General features: G+C 67.3%; 13 protein-coding genes. 6 read left to right on the top strand and 7 right to left on the bottom strand.

The features are described 5' to 3' along the window. Positions 1–136: 136 nt before the first annotated feature. Positions 137–1,171, top strand: coding sequence for a polyprenyl synthetase family protein (locus tag EV191_RS20450; protein WP_132878753.1), 1,035 nt, complete (start codon positions 137–139; stop codon positions 1,169–1,171). A 14-nt stretch (positions 1,172–1,185) separates the two neighbouring features. Next, positions 1,186–2,439 (top strand): 4-hydroxy-3-methylbut-2-enyl diphosphate reductase, encoded by a 1,254-nt coding sequence (gene ispH, locus EV191_RS20445; RefSeq protein ID WP_132878752.1) that lies wholly within the window; start codon positions 1,186–1,188, stop codon positions 2,437–2,439. 55 nt (positions 2,440–2,494) lie between these two features. Here ispH and rsgA read toward each other — a convergent pair whose 3' ends face one another. Both rsgA and EV191_RS20435 read right to left on the bottom strand, forming a co-directional pair. Beyond that, complete coding sequence (gene rsgA / locus EV191_RS20440) at positions 2,495–3,583, bottom strand: ribosome small subunit-dependent GTPase A (protein WP_132878751.1); 1,089 nt, start codon at positions 3,581–3,583, stop codon at positions 2,495–2,497. A 238-nt stretch (positions 3,584–3,821) separates the two neighbouring features. After that, positions 3,822–4,643 (bottom strand): SAM-dependent methyltransferase, encoded by an 822-nt coding sequence (locus EV191_RS20435; RefSeq protein ID WP_243659090.1) that lies wholly within the window; start codon positions 4,641–4,643, stop codon positions 3,822–3,824. 278 nt (positions 4,644–4,921) lie between these two features. Between EV191_RS20435 and EV191_RS20430 the strand changes: the two genes are divergently transcribed. Next, positions 4,922–5,767, top strand: coding sequence for an LGFP repeat-containing protein (locus EV191_RS20430; RefSeq protein ID WP_243659089.1), 846 nt, complete (start codon positions 4,922–4,924; stop codon positions 5,765–5,767). A 46-nt stretch (positions 5,768–5,813) separates the two neighbouring features. Here the strand turns inward: EV191_RS20430 and EV191_RS20425 are convergent, their stop codons facing one another. Then, positions 5,814–7,025 carry a bifunctional alpha/beta hydrolase/OsmC family protein gene (locus EV191_RS20425; protein ID WP_132878750.1) on the bottom strand — a complete coding sequence of 404 codons (1,212 nt, stop codon included), beginning with the start codon at positions 7,023–7,025 and terminating at the stop codon, positions 5,814–5,816. A 46-nt stretch (positions 7,026–7,071) separates the two neighbouring features. Between EV191_RS20425 and EV191_RS20420 the strand changes: the two genes are divergently transcribed. After that, positions 7,072–8,565 carry a xylulokinase gene (locus EV191_RS20420; RefSeq protein ID WP_165913031.1) on the top strand — a complete coding sequence of 498 codons (1,494 nt, stop codon included), beginning with the start codon at positions 7,072–7,074 and terminating at the stop codon, positions 8,563–8,565. A 9-nt stretch (positions 8,566–8,574) separates the two neighbouring features. Here the strand turns inward: EV191_RS20420 and EV191_RS20415 are convergent, their stop codons facing one another. Then, entirely contained in the window at positions 8,575–9,762 is a 1,188-nt protein-coding gene (locus EV191_RS20415; RefSeq protein WP_165913030.1) for a PucR family transcriptional regulator, read from the bottom strand. Between the two features lie 136 nt (positions 9,763–9,898). On the opposite strand from EV191_RS20415, the gene EV191_RS20410 reads away from it, so the two are divergent. Then, complete coding sequence (locus EV191_RS20410) at positions 9,899–10,828, top strand: proline dehydrogenase family protein (protein ID WP_132878747.1); 930 nt, start codon at positions 9,899–9,901, stop codon at positions 10,826–10,828. 33 nt (positions 10,829–10,861) lie between these two features. Further along, positions 10,862–12,493, top strand: coding sequence for an L-glutamate gamma-semialdehyde dehydrogenase (gene pruA / locus EV191_RS20405; RefSeq protein ID WP_132878746.1), 1,632 nt, complete (start codon positions 10,862–10,864; stop codon positions 12,491–12,493). Here the strand turns inward: pruA and EV191_RS30910 are convergent. The 3 genes from EV191_RS30910 to EV191_RS30375 are packed head-to-tail and all read right to left on the bottom strand — an operon-like array spanning position 12,490 to position 15,961. Beyond that, positions 12,490–13,893, bottom strand: a complete 1,404-nt coding sequence (locus EV191_RS30910) for an MSMEG_1061 family FMN-dependent PPOX-type flavoprotein (RefSeq protein WP_341539631.1) — start codon at positions 13,891–13,893, stop codon at positions 12,490–12,492. The two genes, pruA and EV191_RS30910, sit on opposite strands and share 4 nt — an antisense overlap. Further along, positions 13,890–14,927 carry a FecCD family ABC transporter permease gene (locus tag EV191_RS20395; RefSeq protein WP_132878745.1) on the bottom strand — a complete coding sequence of 346 codons (1,038 nt, stop codon included), beginning with the start codon at positions 14,925–14,927 and terminating at the stop codon, positions 13,890–13,892. The genes EV191_RS30910 and EV191_RS20395 overlap by 4 nt, the downstream gene beginning before the upstream one ends. Continuing rightward, complete coding sequence (locus tag EV191_RS30375; RefSeq protein WP_132878744.1) at positions 14,924–15,961, bottom strand: FecCD family ABC transporter permease; 1,038 nt, start codon at positions 15,959–15,961, stop codon at positions 14,924–14,926. The genes EV191_RS20395 and EV191_RS30375 overlap by 4 nt, the downstream gene beginning before the upstream one ends. Positions 15,962–15,968: the final 7 nt, after the last annotated feature.

The following is a 15,968-nucleotide window of genomic DNA, read 5'->3' as shown; positions in this document are numbered from 1 at the left end:
ACACTGTAGACAGTTCGGATCGGGAAGAAAGTGCGACTCGTCTGATTCGCTGAAACGTACGCTAGCGTTAGCCGCCAACCATTTTGTACTCTGGGTGATGGTGTAACCACAAAACGCGTGCGAATGGAGGCCGCCTATGACGGCCGAAACCACCACCGCTTCCCCTACCTCAGCGAGGGTGCCACCACAGCGAGATCATTTTCGGGAACTCGTGGTGACCGAGCTGCGGGACGCGATCACCCGCTTGCCCGAGTCCGTGCGTGACTGCGTGTCATATCACTTCGGTTGGCAGAACGAAGCTGGCGAACCCATCTCCGCGCCATCTGGCAAGGCAATCCGTCCGCTGCTGGTCGGTTCCTGCGCCCGGGCGGTCGGCGGGCGGGAAACCGCTGCGTTGCAAGCCGCCGTCGCGGTCGAGCTTGCGCACAACTTCACCCTGCTGCACGACGATGTGATGGACAGGGACAGCACCCGCCGCCATCGACCGACGGTGTGGACGGTATTCGGCGACTCGGCCGCGATTCTGGCCGGCGATGCGCTGTTGATGCTCGCGACCGAGATTCTCGCGGCCGAATCCAGTGCCGCCGTCCCGAAGCTGTCCACCGCGCTACTTCGGCTCTGTGACGGCCAGGCACGTGATGTTGCCTTCGAGGGGCGGGAAACCGTCTCCGTTGCCGAGTGTTTCGCCATGGCCGAATGCAAAACCGCCGCGCTACTCAACTGCGCCTGCGAACTTGGCGCACTAGTCGGTGGCGGCACAACCGAACAGGTCCGGTTGCTCGGCTCCTTCGGCACCCAGCTGGGCATTGCTTTCCAGCTGGTGGATGATCTCCTTGGCATCTGGGGTTCGCCGGAACGAACGGGTAAACCGGTGTACTCGGATCTGGCCACACGCAAGAAATCGCTGCCGGTAGCCGCGGCCATGAACGCGGATAACGCGGCCGCGCGGGAGTTCACCGAACTCTACGCACGGCCAACCGCGCTTTCCACCGCACAGCTGAGCACCGCGGCCGAACTGGTCGAACGTGCCGGCGGCCGGGCCTGGGCGCTCGAGCAGATCGCGCAACGACATCGCGCCGCGCTCGACTACTTGGCGGCGGCCAACCCGGAGCCGCGGGCGGCTCAGGATCTGCACCGCCTCGCCGAGCTGATCACCGCCCGCGATCACTAGGAGCCGTGCCACGCATGAACACGCTCGATTGTGAACTGTTTCCGGCGCACGCGGACCCACCAGGATCTGGTTCAGTCGCGCTGGCCACCCGACTGAACCACGCCGGAGGAGATCCTGAGGACTACCCAGCGATGCCGCTGCTGGAAGGCAGCATGGCCCGGCAGGGGATCTCGACCCGAAGGGTGATACTCACCCAGTTGGACCGATCAGGGTTCGCCGATCTCATTGGGCTGCGCGCGCCAAATCCCTTCGACGGCCCAGGGCTGTTCGCGGCCGCGGCCGAAACCCGCCCGGAGCTCACCGCGATGAGCACAAGTATCGCCGCGTGGTCCGCGGTCGCCCACCCCCGCCGGATCCTGCTCGCCGGGCCACGATCGTTCTGCGCCGGAGTGGAACGAGCCATCGATGTTGTCGAACGAGTGTTGGAAAAACGCGGAAGTCCGGTGTATGTGCGCAAGCAGATCGTGCACAACACCGCGGTCGTCGATGATCTGGCCGAACGGGGTGCGGTATTCGTCGAGGAGCTGGACGAGGTGCCGGCTGGTGCGACGGTGGTGTTCTCCGCGCACGGCGTCGCGCCCGAGGTACACAGCCAGGCGCGCGAGCGTGAACTGGACGTGATTGACGCGACCTGTCCATTGGTCAGCAAGGTGCATCACGAAGCTCGCCGGTTCGCGGCTCGGGGCGATACCATCGTATTGATCGGCCATCGTGGACACGAGGAGGTCGTCGGCACCCGTGGCGAGGCGCCGGAACACACCGTCGTGGTGGAAAGCGTCGACGAGGTGGCCACCCTCGAGGTGCCCGATCCACGGCGGATCAGCTATCTGATGCAAACCACGCTCGCGGTGGACGAAGCACAGCAGATCGTCCGCGCCCTGCGCGCCAGGTTTCCCGCCGCTCGCGGGCCAAACTCCGACGATATCTGTTATGCCACCACGAACCGGCAGGATGCGTTGCACGCGGTCTGCGCCGATGCGGATCTGGTGCTGGTCGTCGGTTCCGCGAACTCGTCCAACTCCGTGCGGCTGGTGGAACTCGCGCACCGGTTGGGGGTCGCGGCCGAACGGATCGACACACCCCAGGAGATCCGGCCGGAATGGTTGGCTGATCGACATACGATTGGCCTGACCGCGGGCGCCTCGGCGCCACCGCGGCTGGTGGATGAGGTGATCAGCGCACTGGGTGGACTCGGCCCCGTCTCGACCCACGAGCGCAGGGTGGCCACCGAGACCATCGATTTCGCCCTGCCAAAGAAAGCACGGTAAGCACGTGCCGCCTCCCCGAGTCCTGCCGGGAAGGCGGCACGGCCGGCCCCGCCGATCAGCGGTTGCGGAACTTGTAGGTCTGCCTGAGCGACTTGGTAATCACCTTGGTCTGCCTTGTCCGCTCGGCTCGCTTGCGCGCGTCGCTGCGCGAAGCGATCCATTCGTTCTCTCGCAACAACTTCCGGTAGCTGGCCAGCCTGCGCATCGGCAACTCGCCCGCATCCAGCGCGGCGAGTACCGCGCAGCCCGGTTCGGCGTCGTGGCCACAATCGCGGAACCGGCACTGTTCGGCCAGCTCCTCGATCTCCGGAAACGCTTGCTGCACCCCATTCCCGGTCGCGTCTTCGGCCGCCCATAGGCCCACCCCGCGCAGTCCGGGAGTGTCGATCAGCACCCCACCGGACGGCAGGGCGACCAGCTCCCTGCTCGTCGTGGTGTGCCGTCCTTTCCCGTCCTGGCCGCGGACCCGGCCAACGGCTAGCCGATCCTCGGCAAGCAACGCGTTGCCGAGGGTGGACTTTCCGGTACCGGACGGTCCAATCAGCACGATTGTGCCGGTGAGCGCGGCGGTCAGTTCGGCCATTCCGGATCCGGTTACCGCACTGATCGCGAACACCTCCGCGCCGGCCGCCGCCGAGGAAACCTCGGCGAGCGCGCCATCCGGATCCTCGGCCTCATCCGCTTTGGTCAGCGCGACGACGGGCTGCGCCCCGCTTTCCCAGGCGAGCGCGAGGAACCGTTCGATCCGGCTGAGCACGATGGTGGCGGTGAGCGAAGCGACGATCACCACGATGTCGACATTGGTCGCCAGCACCTGACCTTCGGAACGCCCGGAAGCCGAGGAGCGAGCCAGTGTGGTCTGCCTCGGCAGCACCGCGCGCACGGTGTCCGGGTCACCCGGCTGCCAGGCTACCCAGTCGCCGGTACAGGGCGCGGACATGGGATCAGCGCCGCGTAACGCCTCAGCCAGCTCAGCGCTTCGTGCACCGTCCGTGGTGACCAGCATGCACTGGCCCCGCTCGGTCCTGGCTACCCGCGCGGGCCGCAGCCCTTCGGCGCGGTATTCGGCGAAAGAACGAGCCACCGCGTCGTTCCAGCCGAACTGATCTAGATAGCAGGTATTGTCCGGCACGCCAGAAGGCATGCCAGCAGAAGAATTCTCATGAGTAGACAACGGAGTAGCACCCTTGCGTTCAGGGCCGCGGCGAGCGAGTAGTGGTGCGAACGCTCAGCCGAGGACCGGGAGTGTGTGGTTGGTCGACATTTGCCCAGCGGCGACCGCAACGACAGCCATGACCACACCTCCCTGATATCTCCGTTATCCGATCCGGATACGCAACGGTAACACGCCCCCACGGCGCCAGCCGAACGATTACTCCCAGTCAGCAGCGGCCTACGGCGACGTAAGCATTGGCCCGGCCGATCTCCTCGTCACTGGGCGGGAACTCCGGATTCCATTCCGGGCTTGGCACCAGGCCGGGCGGCACCAGAGCGTAGCCGTCCAGCAGCTCGGCAATCCGCGTACGGTCCCGCCAGCGCACCGGGGTTGGGGTTCGGGCCATGACGTCCTCGGCGGCCGCCACCTGCGCATCAGAGGCCATGAGCTGGGAGATATGCGAAACGGCGAAGTAACTCCCCGGCACGCAGGCCTCCCGATAGGCCCGGACCAACGCGACCGCTTCGGCTTGATCAGGCACGAAGGGCAGGATCGCTACGGCTAGGATCGCCACGGGTTTCCGGAAGTCGATCAGCTCGGCCACGCCTGGCGCCGTCAGCACCTCGTCCGGGCGCCGGATATCGGCCTGCGTGATGGACACTCGCGGATTGCCAGCGAGCAGCGACCGGGCGTGCGCTACCGCGACGGCCTCGTGATCCACGTAGGCAACCGTGGCTTCCGGCTCGAGTGCCTGCGCGATCTCGTGCACATTGCCCGCGGTCGGGATACCGGAGCCAAGGTCAAGGAACTGGCGTACGCCGGCATCGAGCAGGTGCCGGACGGCGCGGCCGAGGAAGGCCCGGTTCGCCAGCGCGTAATCCCTGGCGTAGGGCATCGCGGCCAGACCAGCTTCGGCGGCATCCCGGTCAACCGCGAAGTTGGCGAATCCGCCAAGGTAGTAGTCGTACATCCGGGCCGAGTTCGGTCTGGTCAAGTCGACATCCGGGGCCATCTCCGCCAACCGGGCGTCCTGATCGTCGCGGTCCACCGGCGCCTCCCACCTGATCGCACACCACTGATGCGTGTCTATCAACCGAACGCGGGACAGGCAAGGTCCACGACGCCAGCCAACGGCACGGCCGGTGCAGGTCCCACGATTCGCCCCGCTCTGCTTAATAGATCCACTGTGGACTATTGAGCGTTGCTCGTGATGACCTGCGGGAACCGAGAAATCCAACAGAAACGAGAGAATCAGGGCAACCCTCGGCGATCGGCTCGCGTCGTTCAGGTGTTCGTCCACAGACATCAGGAATAAGGGGAAATTCGATGACCGAACTACGCCGATACGCGAGAATGTCCTTGCCGGTAACGGGTTCCGCACTGCTTGCGCTCACGCTGTTCGCCGGACCGGCCGGCTCAACCCCCGCCGAGTCCAGCGCGGCTCCAGCCAGGCAAATCTGTGACTACCAGCCGGCCAGCGCGGAGAATTCCGCCGCATCGCCAATCGATGAGCGCTACAACGCCGAACCCGATCTGCGGGAACTGCTCGGCCCGGCGATCTCGGAGGAGATCGTGGACGGCCCGATCTCCTACAAGGTCTACCAGAACGGTCGGTTGTACTGGTCGGCGGAGACCGGCGTGCACGAGATACGCGGCCAGATCATGGGCACCTACCTCGACCAGGGCGGGCACAAGGCATTCGGCGCACCCATTACCGACGAATGCCCGACGGCCGACGGCGTCGGCAGGTACAACCATTTCGTCGGGACGAAAAGCAGCGGTACCACGTCGATCTACTGGCACCCGGAGTACGGCGCGAAACTGTTGTACGGCCCCGTTCGGAAGCACTGGGAGGATGCGCAATGGGAGGCGGGTACCTATGGATACCCGATCTCCAATACGGAGTCCACACCGGACGGACGGGGAACGTTCAGTGACTTCGTTGGTGATGACGGTCAGGGCGCGTCGATCTACTGGTCACAGGAAACGGGGGCAAACGGGATCAAGGGACGCATCCGTTCGCATTGGGCGGTCAACGGGGCGACCGGCTCGTACCTCGGCTACCCGACCACCGACGAGCTGGATACCCCGACCGGTAAGCGCAGCAACTTCGAGGGCGGTTACATCACCTGGAACAGGGAGACCGGCGAGGTAGCCGATCACCCCTGGTGAGCAGGTTGCCGCGGGCCCGCTGAAATAGCGGCGCCCGCGGCGCGTGCTAGGCGTCCTCGGCCACGGTATGGATCACCGTCTCGGAACGCAGCGTCCGGTGCACCGGGCAGCTGTCCGCGATCTCCAGCAGCCGGGCACGCTGCTGGTCGGTGAGCTCGCCAACCAACCGCACGGTTCGATCGATGCGATCCACCTTGCCCTCCGTGGACTCGCATTCCGCGCAATCCTTGGCATGCACCTTCTCGTGCCGCAACGCCACGGTCACCTGCTCCAGCGGCAACTTCTTGCGCTCGGCATACATCCGCAACGTCATCGAGGTGCACGCACCGAGCGCGGCAAGCAGCAGATCGTAGGGCGAAGGGCCAGTGTCCAAACCGATCGGTCGCGGTTCGTCCGCGGGGAACTCGTGCGTACCGGCCGAAATCGACTGGCCGTATGCCCCCTCGCCGTTTTCCGAGACCACCACGTAGCCTTCCGCCGGCTCGGCGGCGCTTTCCGGTTCGGGCAGGTACCGCTCGGCCCAGACCGCTACCGTATCGGCGACGAAGGCGGCATCCGCGGGGTCGCGAAGCAGATGATCCGCGCCGTCCAGCGCGATGAACGACTTCGGATGCCGCGCGGTGTCGTATATCCGGCGAGCCTGCTCGACATCGACGGTGTCATCGGTTGGCGAATGCATGATCAGTAGTGCCGCGCCGAGCCCGCGAATCCGCTCCTCCTGGTGTTGCGCGGTGACATCGGCAAGGAACTCCCGGCGAACGGGGAACTGTCGCCCGGCCAGGGTCACCATGGCGCTGCCGGTCTGCTCGATCTCCGCGAGGTCGTCGGCGAACTGGCCAAGCACGTTCGCCGGATCTGCTGGCGCGGCGATGGTCGCCACCGCACGCGTTTCCGGAATCCAGTGCGCCGCGGCGAGCACAGCGGCACCGCCGAGCGAATGTCCAATCAGGATACTCGGCGCGTCGTAGTGCGCGCGCAGGTAGTCCGCGGCGAGGACCACGTCCTCGATATTCGAGGAGAAATCGGTATGACCGAAATCACCACCTGACTCGCCGAGCCCAGTGAAGTCGAACCGCAGTACCGCGATTCCGTGCGCGGTCAGGGCGCGAGCGATCCGCGCGGCCGCGACGAGGTCCTTGCCGCAGGTAAAACAGTGCGCGAACAGCGCGAAAGCGCGCGGCCGGCGTTCCGGCAGTTCCAGCCGGGCCGCCAAAGCGGCACCGTGCGAGCCGGGAAACTCCAACCTGATGCTGCGCATCGCGACCACCCTTCGCCTGTGCACGTCATGGCCCACAATATCCGTTGTGACTTCTCCGTCAGCGCACACCGAGCCGGCCGTGGCCGGATACCTCGGCATCGACATCGGCAGCACGGCGACCAAGGCGGTCGCCTTCGCTCCGGACGGCACCCCGATACGCGGTGCCTCGGTGGACTACGCGATCAGCCGACCGGCAGCAGACCGCGCCGAGCAAGACGCGCGGGACTGGCGCAACGCCGCCGAGGAATGCGTCGCCGAGCTGGCGCGCCATACCGACCTCGGCTCGGTTCGCGGTATCGGCGTCACCGGGCAGGTGGACACCCATGTGCTCGTCGACGAGGCTGGTGAACCGACTGCGCCCGCACTGCTGTGGCAGGACGTGCGCACCTCGGCTGTCGTCGAGTCGCTGAATGCCCGGCTCGGCCCGCACGGCCGCGCCAAGGGCTGGGCAAGCAGTCAACCGATCGATGCGTCCAATCCGGTCCCCCGTGCGCTCTGGCTCGCCGAACACGAACCGGCCGCCTGGCGCCGTGCCCGGTGGCTGCTGCTCCCGAAGGACTTCATCAACGGTTGGCTGACCGGCGAGTTCGCGAGTGACCCGCTCGCCTCGTTCAAGATCGCCAATGGAGCTGGCTACCTGCCGGGTATCGCCGAGGCGCCAGGGCTTGCCGAGCGCCTACCTTCGCTGTACGAGCCCGATCATCCGGTTGGCCGGCTACGACGGGATTGGCACGGGGTCCGGGCGGGAACGCCGGTAGCCACCGGGACAATGGATGCCTACTGCGATGTGCTCGGCAGCGGACTCCGGCAAGCCGGTGACACACTGGTGATCCTCGGCACCACCGCGGTGGTTGCCACCGTTGGTATCGGTGGAACCGACGGTGCCGATGTGGTGACCTTCGCGCCGTATCGGGGCCGGCAGGTGCACGCCGCACCCACCCAGTCCGGCGGGGATTCGTTGCGGTGGTGGGCAACGGCGACCGGGCACGAGGTCGCCGGCGTGCTCGGTGCCGCGGGCACCGCCGAGCCAGGCGCCGGCGGGGTGATCTTCGCCCCGCATCTACTCGGGGAACGCGCGCCACTGTGGGACACCGAGGTACGCGCCTGGTTCACCGGGATGCACGCGAGCACCGGATTCGCCGAGCTCAGCAGGGCGGTACTGGAAGGCGTGGGTTACTCGGTGCGGGAACTGCTCGACGCGGTCGAAGCCGCGGCAGGAGCAAGGGCCGAGCGGCTGGTGATCTCCGGCGGTGGCTCGCGCGATCCACTGTGGTGCCAGATCATCGCGGACATCACCGGTCGGCCCGCACGGCGCACCCGGAACACCGATACGGCCGTCCTTGGCGCCGCGGTGCTGGCCGCGAGCGCGGATACCGGCACCGATCCCTGGGCGCGCGCGGCCGAGCTGACCCAGTACGACGCGGACTACCAGCCGGACCGCACCGTGCGAACGCGCTACGACCAGCTGTATGAGCTCTACCGGTCCAGCTATCACGCCCTGCGGGAGGTCCACGGCCGGCTCGCTCGGCTCAGTTCCTGAGCGCGCCCATCAGCTCCTGACCCCATCGGCCTTGACTCCATCTGCCTTGACTCCATCGGGGAGTACCGGCGCCATGGTCAGGCCGAGATGCAGACGCAGCCGGTGTTGGCCATCAGCCAGATCGAACCCGGTGAGCCGTTCGATCTTCTGCAGCCGGTAGTACAGCGTCTGCCGGTGGATACCGAGCGCCGCCGCGGTGCGCTGCACATGCCCGGCGTTGTCCAGATAGCTGCTCGCGGTGCGCACCAGCTCTGGCTCAGCTCGCAGCAGTCGCCGCACCGGCGCGTCCAGCACCGCTTCGGCGAGTCGCTGCCGGGGTTCACAGCCGAGCAACCGGTAAACCCCGAGTTCGGACCACACCGCGACCGGACGTACGGCGGACACCGCATGCGCGGCGCGCACCGCGAGGCTGGCCTGTCGCCAACTGGCCCGTACCGCGGCGAGATCGGCGACGGGGGCGCCCACCCCCGCGACGAGTCCGGCGCGCTCCTCGTCGGTCAGCCGGTCCGCGTGCAACCGCCATGCCTGCTCGGCTATCCGCACGGCCGCGGTCGACTCCCCCGGCACAAGCAGCGTGGTGTGGTCATCGGCGGGAGCCGCGACCACCGAACGCGGTAACCGCCAGAGATTCATCGGTACGGTGCGCGGCCGCGGCCCGGCCAGCCGTAACACCACCGCGCTGAGCTCGACATGGCGACCAAGCGCGCCAAGCTCGGCGATCCGATCCGCGGCGGCTTCCACCGTGGTGGTGTCCGTGGCGAGCAGATCCTGCACGGTGTCCTGTAGATCCTCGCGGGCGCGCGCCTGCTGGGCCATCACCGCCCCGGCCCGAGCCGCCCGGTGCATGGCCGCGACCAGCAGGGTGTCCTCGAGCAGCCGGTGCTCGTCGAGTAACCACAGGTAGCCATAGGTGACCCCATGCCAGCGGGCCGGCAGGCACACCCTTGGCAGCACGCCGAGTGCGTCGTCGGCTGGGGTGCGCACCGGCTGCTCGCTGGTCGCGATGCCGAACTGTTCGAACCAGGCCTGCGCCTCGGGCGAGCAACGCCGCTGCAGGATCGATTCCTGCCGAACCCGATCGATCACCGCGGCCTGCGAGCCGAAGGCGACCAGGTGGAAATCCCGGTCCTCCAGCGTGGTGGGAGCCGACAGTAGCCGGGAGACATCGTCCACGATGTCCTGCAGTTCCGGCCGCATACCGCACCTCCCGCCAATAGCTTGTGCATTTGTATGATACAGGCGCGGAATTCCGTTACACATGTCTATGGGACTGGTCCATCTGGTCGGCCTACTGTCGGGGCCATACCGCGTTCCGTGCCCCGGAGGTTCCGCCATGCTCTTGAGTTCCTCGCTGCTGGTAGCCGCGCGCAGTCCACGGATTCGTCAGCTGGTCACGACCTTTCCCGCCACCCGGAAGCTGGTCGATCGGTTCGTCGCCGGTGAAGCCACCGCCGACGCGCTGACCACCACGCGGTCCCTTGTGGACGACGGGCTCACGGTCACCCTCGATCACCTCGGCGAGGACACCACCGATGTGGCGGCCGCGGCCGCCACCAGGGACGCCTACCGCACGCTGCTGGCCACCCTTGCCGATGCCGGTCTCGCGGCCCGCGCCGAGGTCTCGCTCAAACTGTCCGCGCTTGGCCAGGCTCTCCCAGTGGACGGGCAGCGCATCGCACTGGAGCACGCGGTCGCGATCTGCCAGGCGGCCGCGGCGGTAGGCACCACGGTGACCGTGGACATGGAAGATCACACCACTGTGGACGCGACGCTGGCTACGGTGAGCCAGTTGCGCGCGGAATTCCCCTGGGTTGGCGCGGTGCTGCAGTCCTGCCTGAAGCGAACCCTTGGCGACTGCGCCGATCTCGCCGGCGCTGGCTCCCGGGTGCGGTTGGTCAAGGGTGCCTACGCCGAACCGGCCTCGGTCGCATACCAGGACAAGCATGCGGTGGATCAAGCGTATGTGCACTGCATGCATACACTCTTCGCCGGTTCGGGCTACCCGATGATCGCCACGCATGATCCGCGCATGCTCGCTATCGCGGGTACGCTGGCCAGCACATACGACCGGCCGTCAGACAGTTTCGAATACCAGATGCTGTATGGGATCCGCGTCGCTGAGCAGCGTGCGCTCGCCGACGCCGGCAACCGGATACGCGTCTACGTACCTTATGGCGCGGACTGGTACGGCTATTTCATGCGGCGGTTGGCGGAACGCCCGGCGAACCTCGGATTCTTCCTGCGCTCGCTGGTCAGTCGCTGATCCCAATTCCGAGACCACCAAGGAGAGCCTGTCATGCTTGATGGCATTACCAACGTGCCAGCCCCGGCGAACGAGCCGGTGCACGGCTACGCGCCAGACTCGGCCGAACGCGCCAGCCTGCAGAAGCGCCTTGCCGAACTGGAATCCGATCGGATCGAGCTGACCGCCACGATCGACGGGCAGCAGCGGCTGGCAAGTGGTGCGCGGTTCGATGTGGTGCAGCCGCACGACCACGCGCATGTGCTTGGCACCTCAGCCAATGCGACGGCCGAGGATGTCACCGCGGCGGTCAAGGCGGCAACCGGCGCGGCCGCGGACTGGGCGGCTACGTCATTCGACGAGCGCGCGGCGGTCATCCTGCGCGCGGCGGATCTGCTCGCCGGTCCGTGGCGGGACACGATCAACGCGGCGACCATGCTTGGCCAGTCCAAATCCATCCAGCAGGCGGAGATCGACGCGGCCTGCGAGCTGATCGACTTCCTGCGGTTCAACGTGCACTACGCGCGGCAGATCATGGCCGAGCAGCCGAACTCGGTTCCTGGCGAATGGAACCGGATGGAGTACCGGCCGCTGGACGGGTTCGTCACCGCGATCACTCCATTCAACTTCACCGCCATCGCCGGGAATCTGCCCACCGCGCCGGCGCTGATGGGCAATACGGTCATCTGGAAGCCGACCCCGTCGCAGCAGTTCAGCGCGCACTTCACGATGCGTCTGCTGGAGGCGGCCGGGATGCCGCCGGGAGTGATCAACATGGTCACCGGCGACGGTAAGGCCGTGAGCGAGGTTGCCCTTGCCGACCCCGGTTTCGGCGGGTTGCACTTCACCGGCTCGACCGCGACCTTCAAGCTGCTCTGGCGCAGTATCGCGGAGAATCTGGACCGCTACCGCGCCTACCCGCGCATTGTCGGCGAAACCGGTGGCAAGGATTTCGTCGTCGTGCATCCCTCTGCCGACCCTGCCCCGTTGGCGACCGCGCTGGTGCGTGGCGCCTTCGAGTACCAGGGGCAGAAATGCTCCGCGGCCAGCCGCGCCTATCTGCCCCGCTCGATCTGGGAGTCCGGGCTTCGCGAGGAACTTGCCGACCTGACGCGGACAATCAGCTACGGCGATGTCACCGACCTCACGCATTTCGGCGGGGCGGTGATCGACTCCCGTGCTTTCGCGAAGCACAAGGCCGCTCTCGACCGCGCGGCGGCCGAACCCACGCTCGAGGTGCTGGCCGGCGGCGGCTATGACGACTCGGTTGGCTACTTCGTGCAGCCCACCGTGCTGGTCGGCAGCGACCCCACCGACGAGGTGTTCAGCACCGAGTACTTTGGACCGATTATCGCGGTGCATGTGTACGAGGACGCCAAGTACTCCGAGATCCTGGATCTGGTGGACGAGACCAGCCCGTACGCGCTGACCGGTGCCGTGTTCGCCACCGACCGCGCGGCGGTCGAGCAGGCGCACCGGAAGCTGCGGCACGCCGCGGGCAACTTCTACGTGAACGACAAGCCAACCGGTTCGATCGTTGGCCGGCAGCCGTTCGGTGGCAGTCGCGCCTCGGGCACCAACGACAAGGCTGGCTCGCTGTTCAACATCCAGCGGTGGACCAGTCCCCGGGCGATCAAGGAAACCTTCAACGCGCCGACCAAGCACACCTACCCGCATATGGGCTAGGACTGGCCATCGCGCAGTGCGGCCTGGGCCTTGAACAGTTCGCCGGGGTTGGGTAGGCCGGTCCGGTCCGGCCAACTTTCCGGTTCCCACAACGCACTGCGCGCGAACGCCTGTCCACAGTGCACGTACACCTCGTCCACATCGATCACCGTCGCCAGTACGGGGCGGTGCTCGCTGGTGGCCAGGTGCTCGAGCAGGGTGGGGTCCCTGGTGATCCGGGCTCGGCCGTTCACCCGCACCGTATGGCCGACCCCGGGTACCAGGAACAGCATGCCGACCCGGGGCTGGCGCAGGATATTGCGCATACTGTCCAGCCGGCGGTTCCCTGCCCGATCGGCGAAGGCGAGCGCGCGGCCGTCCTCGGCGAACCACAGGCCGCCGGCCACATCACCTCGTGGTGACACATCCATGCTGCCGTCGGTGTTCGCCGTGGCGAGCAGAAAGAATCTGGCCTCGCGGAGAAACCGTTTGGTCTGCTCGTCGATCCCGGCCACCGCCTTGTTCCTGATCGCCGGCGCCGGTTCGGGCACCACCGAGCGCAGCTCTTCCTCGCTCGAGACGTCGTGTGCGTCTGGCCCGCGCTGCGGCTGCGGATCGTGCCGTCCGATCGGGACGATCATCGGGGTGTCCGCGACCGGATCGGGCACGACGCGGCAGGACAGCGCGAACACCTCGCGCACCAGGTCCTCCGAAACCACCTCGCGGGGTGCGCCTTCGGCGACCAGTTCCCCCGCGGAGAACACCATCAGGTTGTCCGCGTACCGGCAGGCCAGGTTCAGATCGTGCAGCACGAGAACGATCGTGGAACGCTGCGTGCGATTGAGGTCGACGAGCAGATCGAGCACCTCGACCTGGTGGGTCACATCCAGGAAGGTGGTCGGCTCGTCCAGCAGCAGCACGCCGGTGCGCTGCGCGAGTGCCATCGCGATCCACACCCGCTGCCGCTGCCCACCTGAGAGCTCATCAACCTGGCGATCGGCGAGGTCCAGCGTGCCGGTTGCGGTCATCGCCGAAGCCACCGCTTCATCGTCCACAGCAGACCATCGATCGAACCAGCCCTGGTGCGGCGAACGGCCCCGACCAACCAGATCCACCACGGTGATGCCGTCCGGCGCCGAGGGCGATTGCGGCAGGATGCCGAGCTTCTTCGCGACATCCTTGCTCGGCATCGCGTGAATGCTCTTGCCGTCCAGATACGCCGCGCCCGAGCTTGGCCGCAGCAGCCGGGCAACGCCGCGCAGGAACGTTGATTTACCGCAGGCGTTCGGGCCCACGATCACGGTGATCTGGCCGGCTGGAATCCGGGTCGACAGCCCAGCGACAACCTCGCGATCGCCGTACCCGAGACGCAGCCGCTCGGTGTGCACGCCAGCGCTTTCCGCCATCTCCACCTCCGTCATCCACCGCGCCCCGCGCGGTTGGTCATCGCGAGTAGCCACAGCAGGTAGGGCGCGCCGACCACCCCGGTCACCACCCCAACCGGGAACTGCTGACCGCCGAACAGGTGCTGCGCAACGAAATCCGCGGTCAACGTCACCAGCGCCCCGACGAGGGCCGAAGGCAGCAGCGCCGCCCGCGCGCCGCCGACCAGCCGGGCCGCGATCGGTCCGGACACGAAGGCGACGAAGGCGACCGGGCCCGCGCTCGCCGTGGCCACCCCGGCCAGCGCGACACCGGTCAGCAACAAGCCCAGCCGGGCGCGCTCCACCGGCAGACCGAGCCCGCGCGCCTGGTCATCACCGAGTTGCAGGCCGGGCAGCATGCGACTCACCAGGAACGCGGCTGGCACCAGCACGACGAGAAAAGCTACCAACGGCACGATCCGTTCCCACGAACTGCCGTAGAGACTGCCGGTGAGCCACACCAGTGCCCTGGCCGCCTCGTTGATCCCCGCCCTGGTCAGCAGGAACGACACGATACTGGTCAGCGCGGCACCGATGCCGATTCCGATCAGCACCAGCCGGTACCCGCTGATCCCGCCGCGCCAGGAAAGCAGGTAGATCACGCTCGCGGCGAGCACGGCACCGAGTAACGCGGCGAACGAGACGACCGCACCCGTTGCGCCGAGCACCAGAATGCTCAGCATCGCGATCGCGCTCGCTCCCGACGTCACCCCGATCACGTCCGGGCTGGCGAGCGGATTGCGCAGCAGCCGCTGAAAGATCGCGCCGGCAAGACCGAACGCGAAACCCACCAGTAAGCCCGTGAGGGCACGCGGTAACCGCAATCGATGTACGACGAACTCCACCGGCCCCGGCGCGCTCCCAACCAGGGAGCCAAGCAGATCGGGCACCCCGATGGTGAAATCCCCGTAGGCAATGCCCGCGGTGAACACGCCGAGCACGGCGAGCGCGAGCCCCGCGGAGACCACCCGCACGCGCGCGGTCTCCCGCCCGCGCGCCCTGGCGATCACCTGGACTGCCGGCCCGGTCACAGCGTCGCCAACTTCCTGCGCCGCACCAGTGCCACGAACACCGGCGCGCCGATCACCGCGGTGACAATGCCCGCCTGCACTTCCGCGGGGCGGGCCACGATCCGGCCGAGCACATCGGCGACCAGCAACAAGATCGGGGCCAGCACCATCGCGTACGGCAGGATCCACCGGTAGTCCGGACCGGTGATCATCCTCGCGATATGCGGCACCGTCAGGCCGAGGAAACCGATCGGACCGGCCATCGCGGTCGCCGCGCCACAGAGCACGACCACGGCGACCGCGCTGACGATCCGGTTGGCGACCACGTTCTGCCCCCAGGCGCGAGCCACATCGGCACCGAGCGAGAGTCCATTGAGGACCCGACCAAGCCCGAGTGCCAGCGCCACGCCAGCAAGCAGGAACGGCAGTCCCTGCGCGACGATCGTGGCATCCCTGCCGGTGAGCGCGCCGACCTGCCAGAACCGGAACTGGTCGAACGCGACCGTATCGGTGAGCAGGATGGCATTGGTGAACGAACCGAGTGCGGCGGTCAGCGCGGCCCCGGCAAGGGCGAGTTTCAACGGGGTGGCGCCGCCTCTGCCGAGCGAGCCGACCGCGTACACCAGGACGGCGGCGATCGCCGCGCCGGCGAGGCCGAACCAGACGTAGCCGGAAAGACTGGCGATACCGAACACGCTGATGCCGAGCACGACACACAGTGCCGCGCCCGCGTTGATCCCGAGGATGCCGGGATCGGCCAGCGGGTTGCGGGTAACGCCCTGGATCACCGTGCCGGCCAACCCGAGGGCGGCACCGACGAGCAGCCCGGCGACGGTTCTGGGCACTCGGAGTTGGCGGACGATCAGATGGTCCGGGTTTGCCGGGTCGAAGCGAAGCAGCGCGTCCAGCACGGTTCCCAGCGGTAGCCCTTTGGTACCCACCACGATGCTGAGGAGCACGACCAGCGCGAGCAGGGCGCCAAGTCCGAACAGGCTCGCCACCAGCGCCGGTCGGCGCCTGCCGGGAATCCGCGTGGCGGCCTCGACCGTCGACATGAGGCCG

Origin of the sequence: Tamaricihabitans halophyticus (genome assembly GCF_004340875.1) — a bacterium.
Lineage (GTDB): Bacteria > Actinomycetota > Actinomycetes > Mycobacteriales > Pseudonocardiaceae > Tamaricihabitans > Tamaricihabitans halophyticus.
Note: the sequence above shows the minus strand (reverse complement) of the source record. Positions and strands in the feature narration are given on the sequence as shown.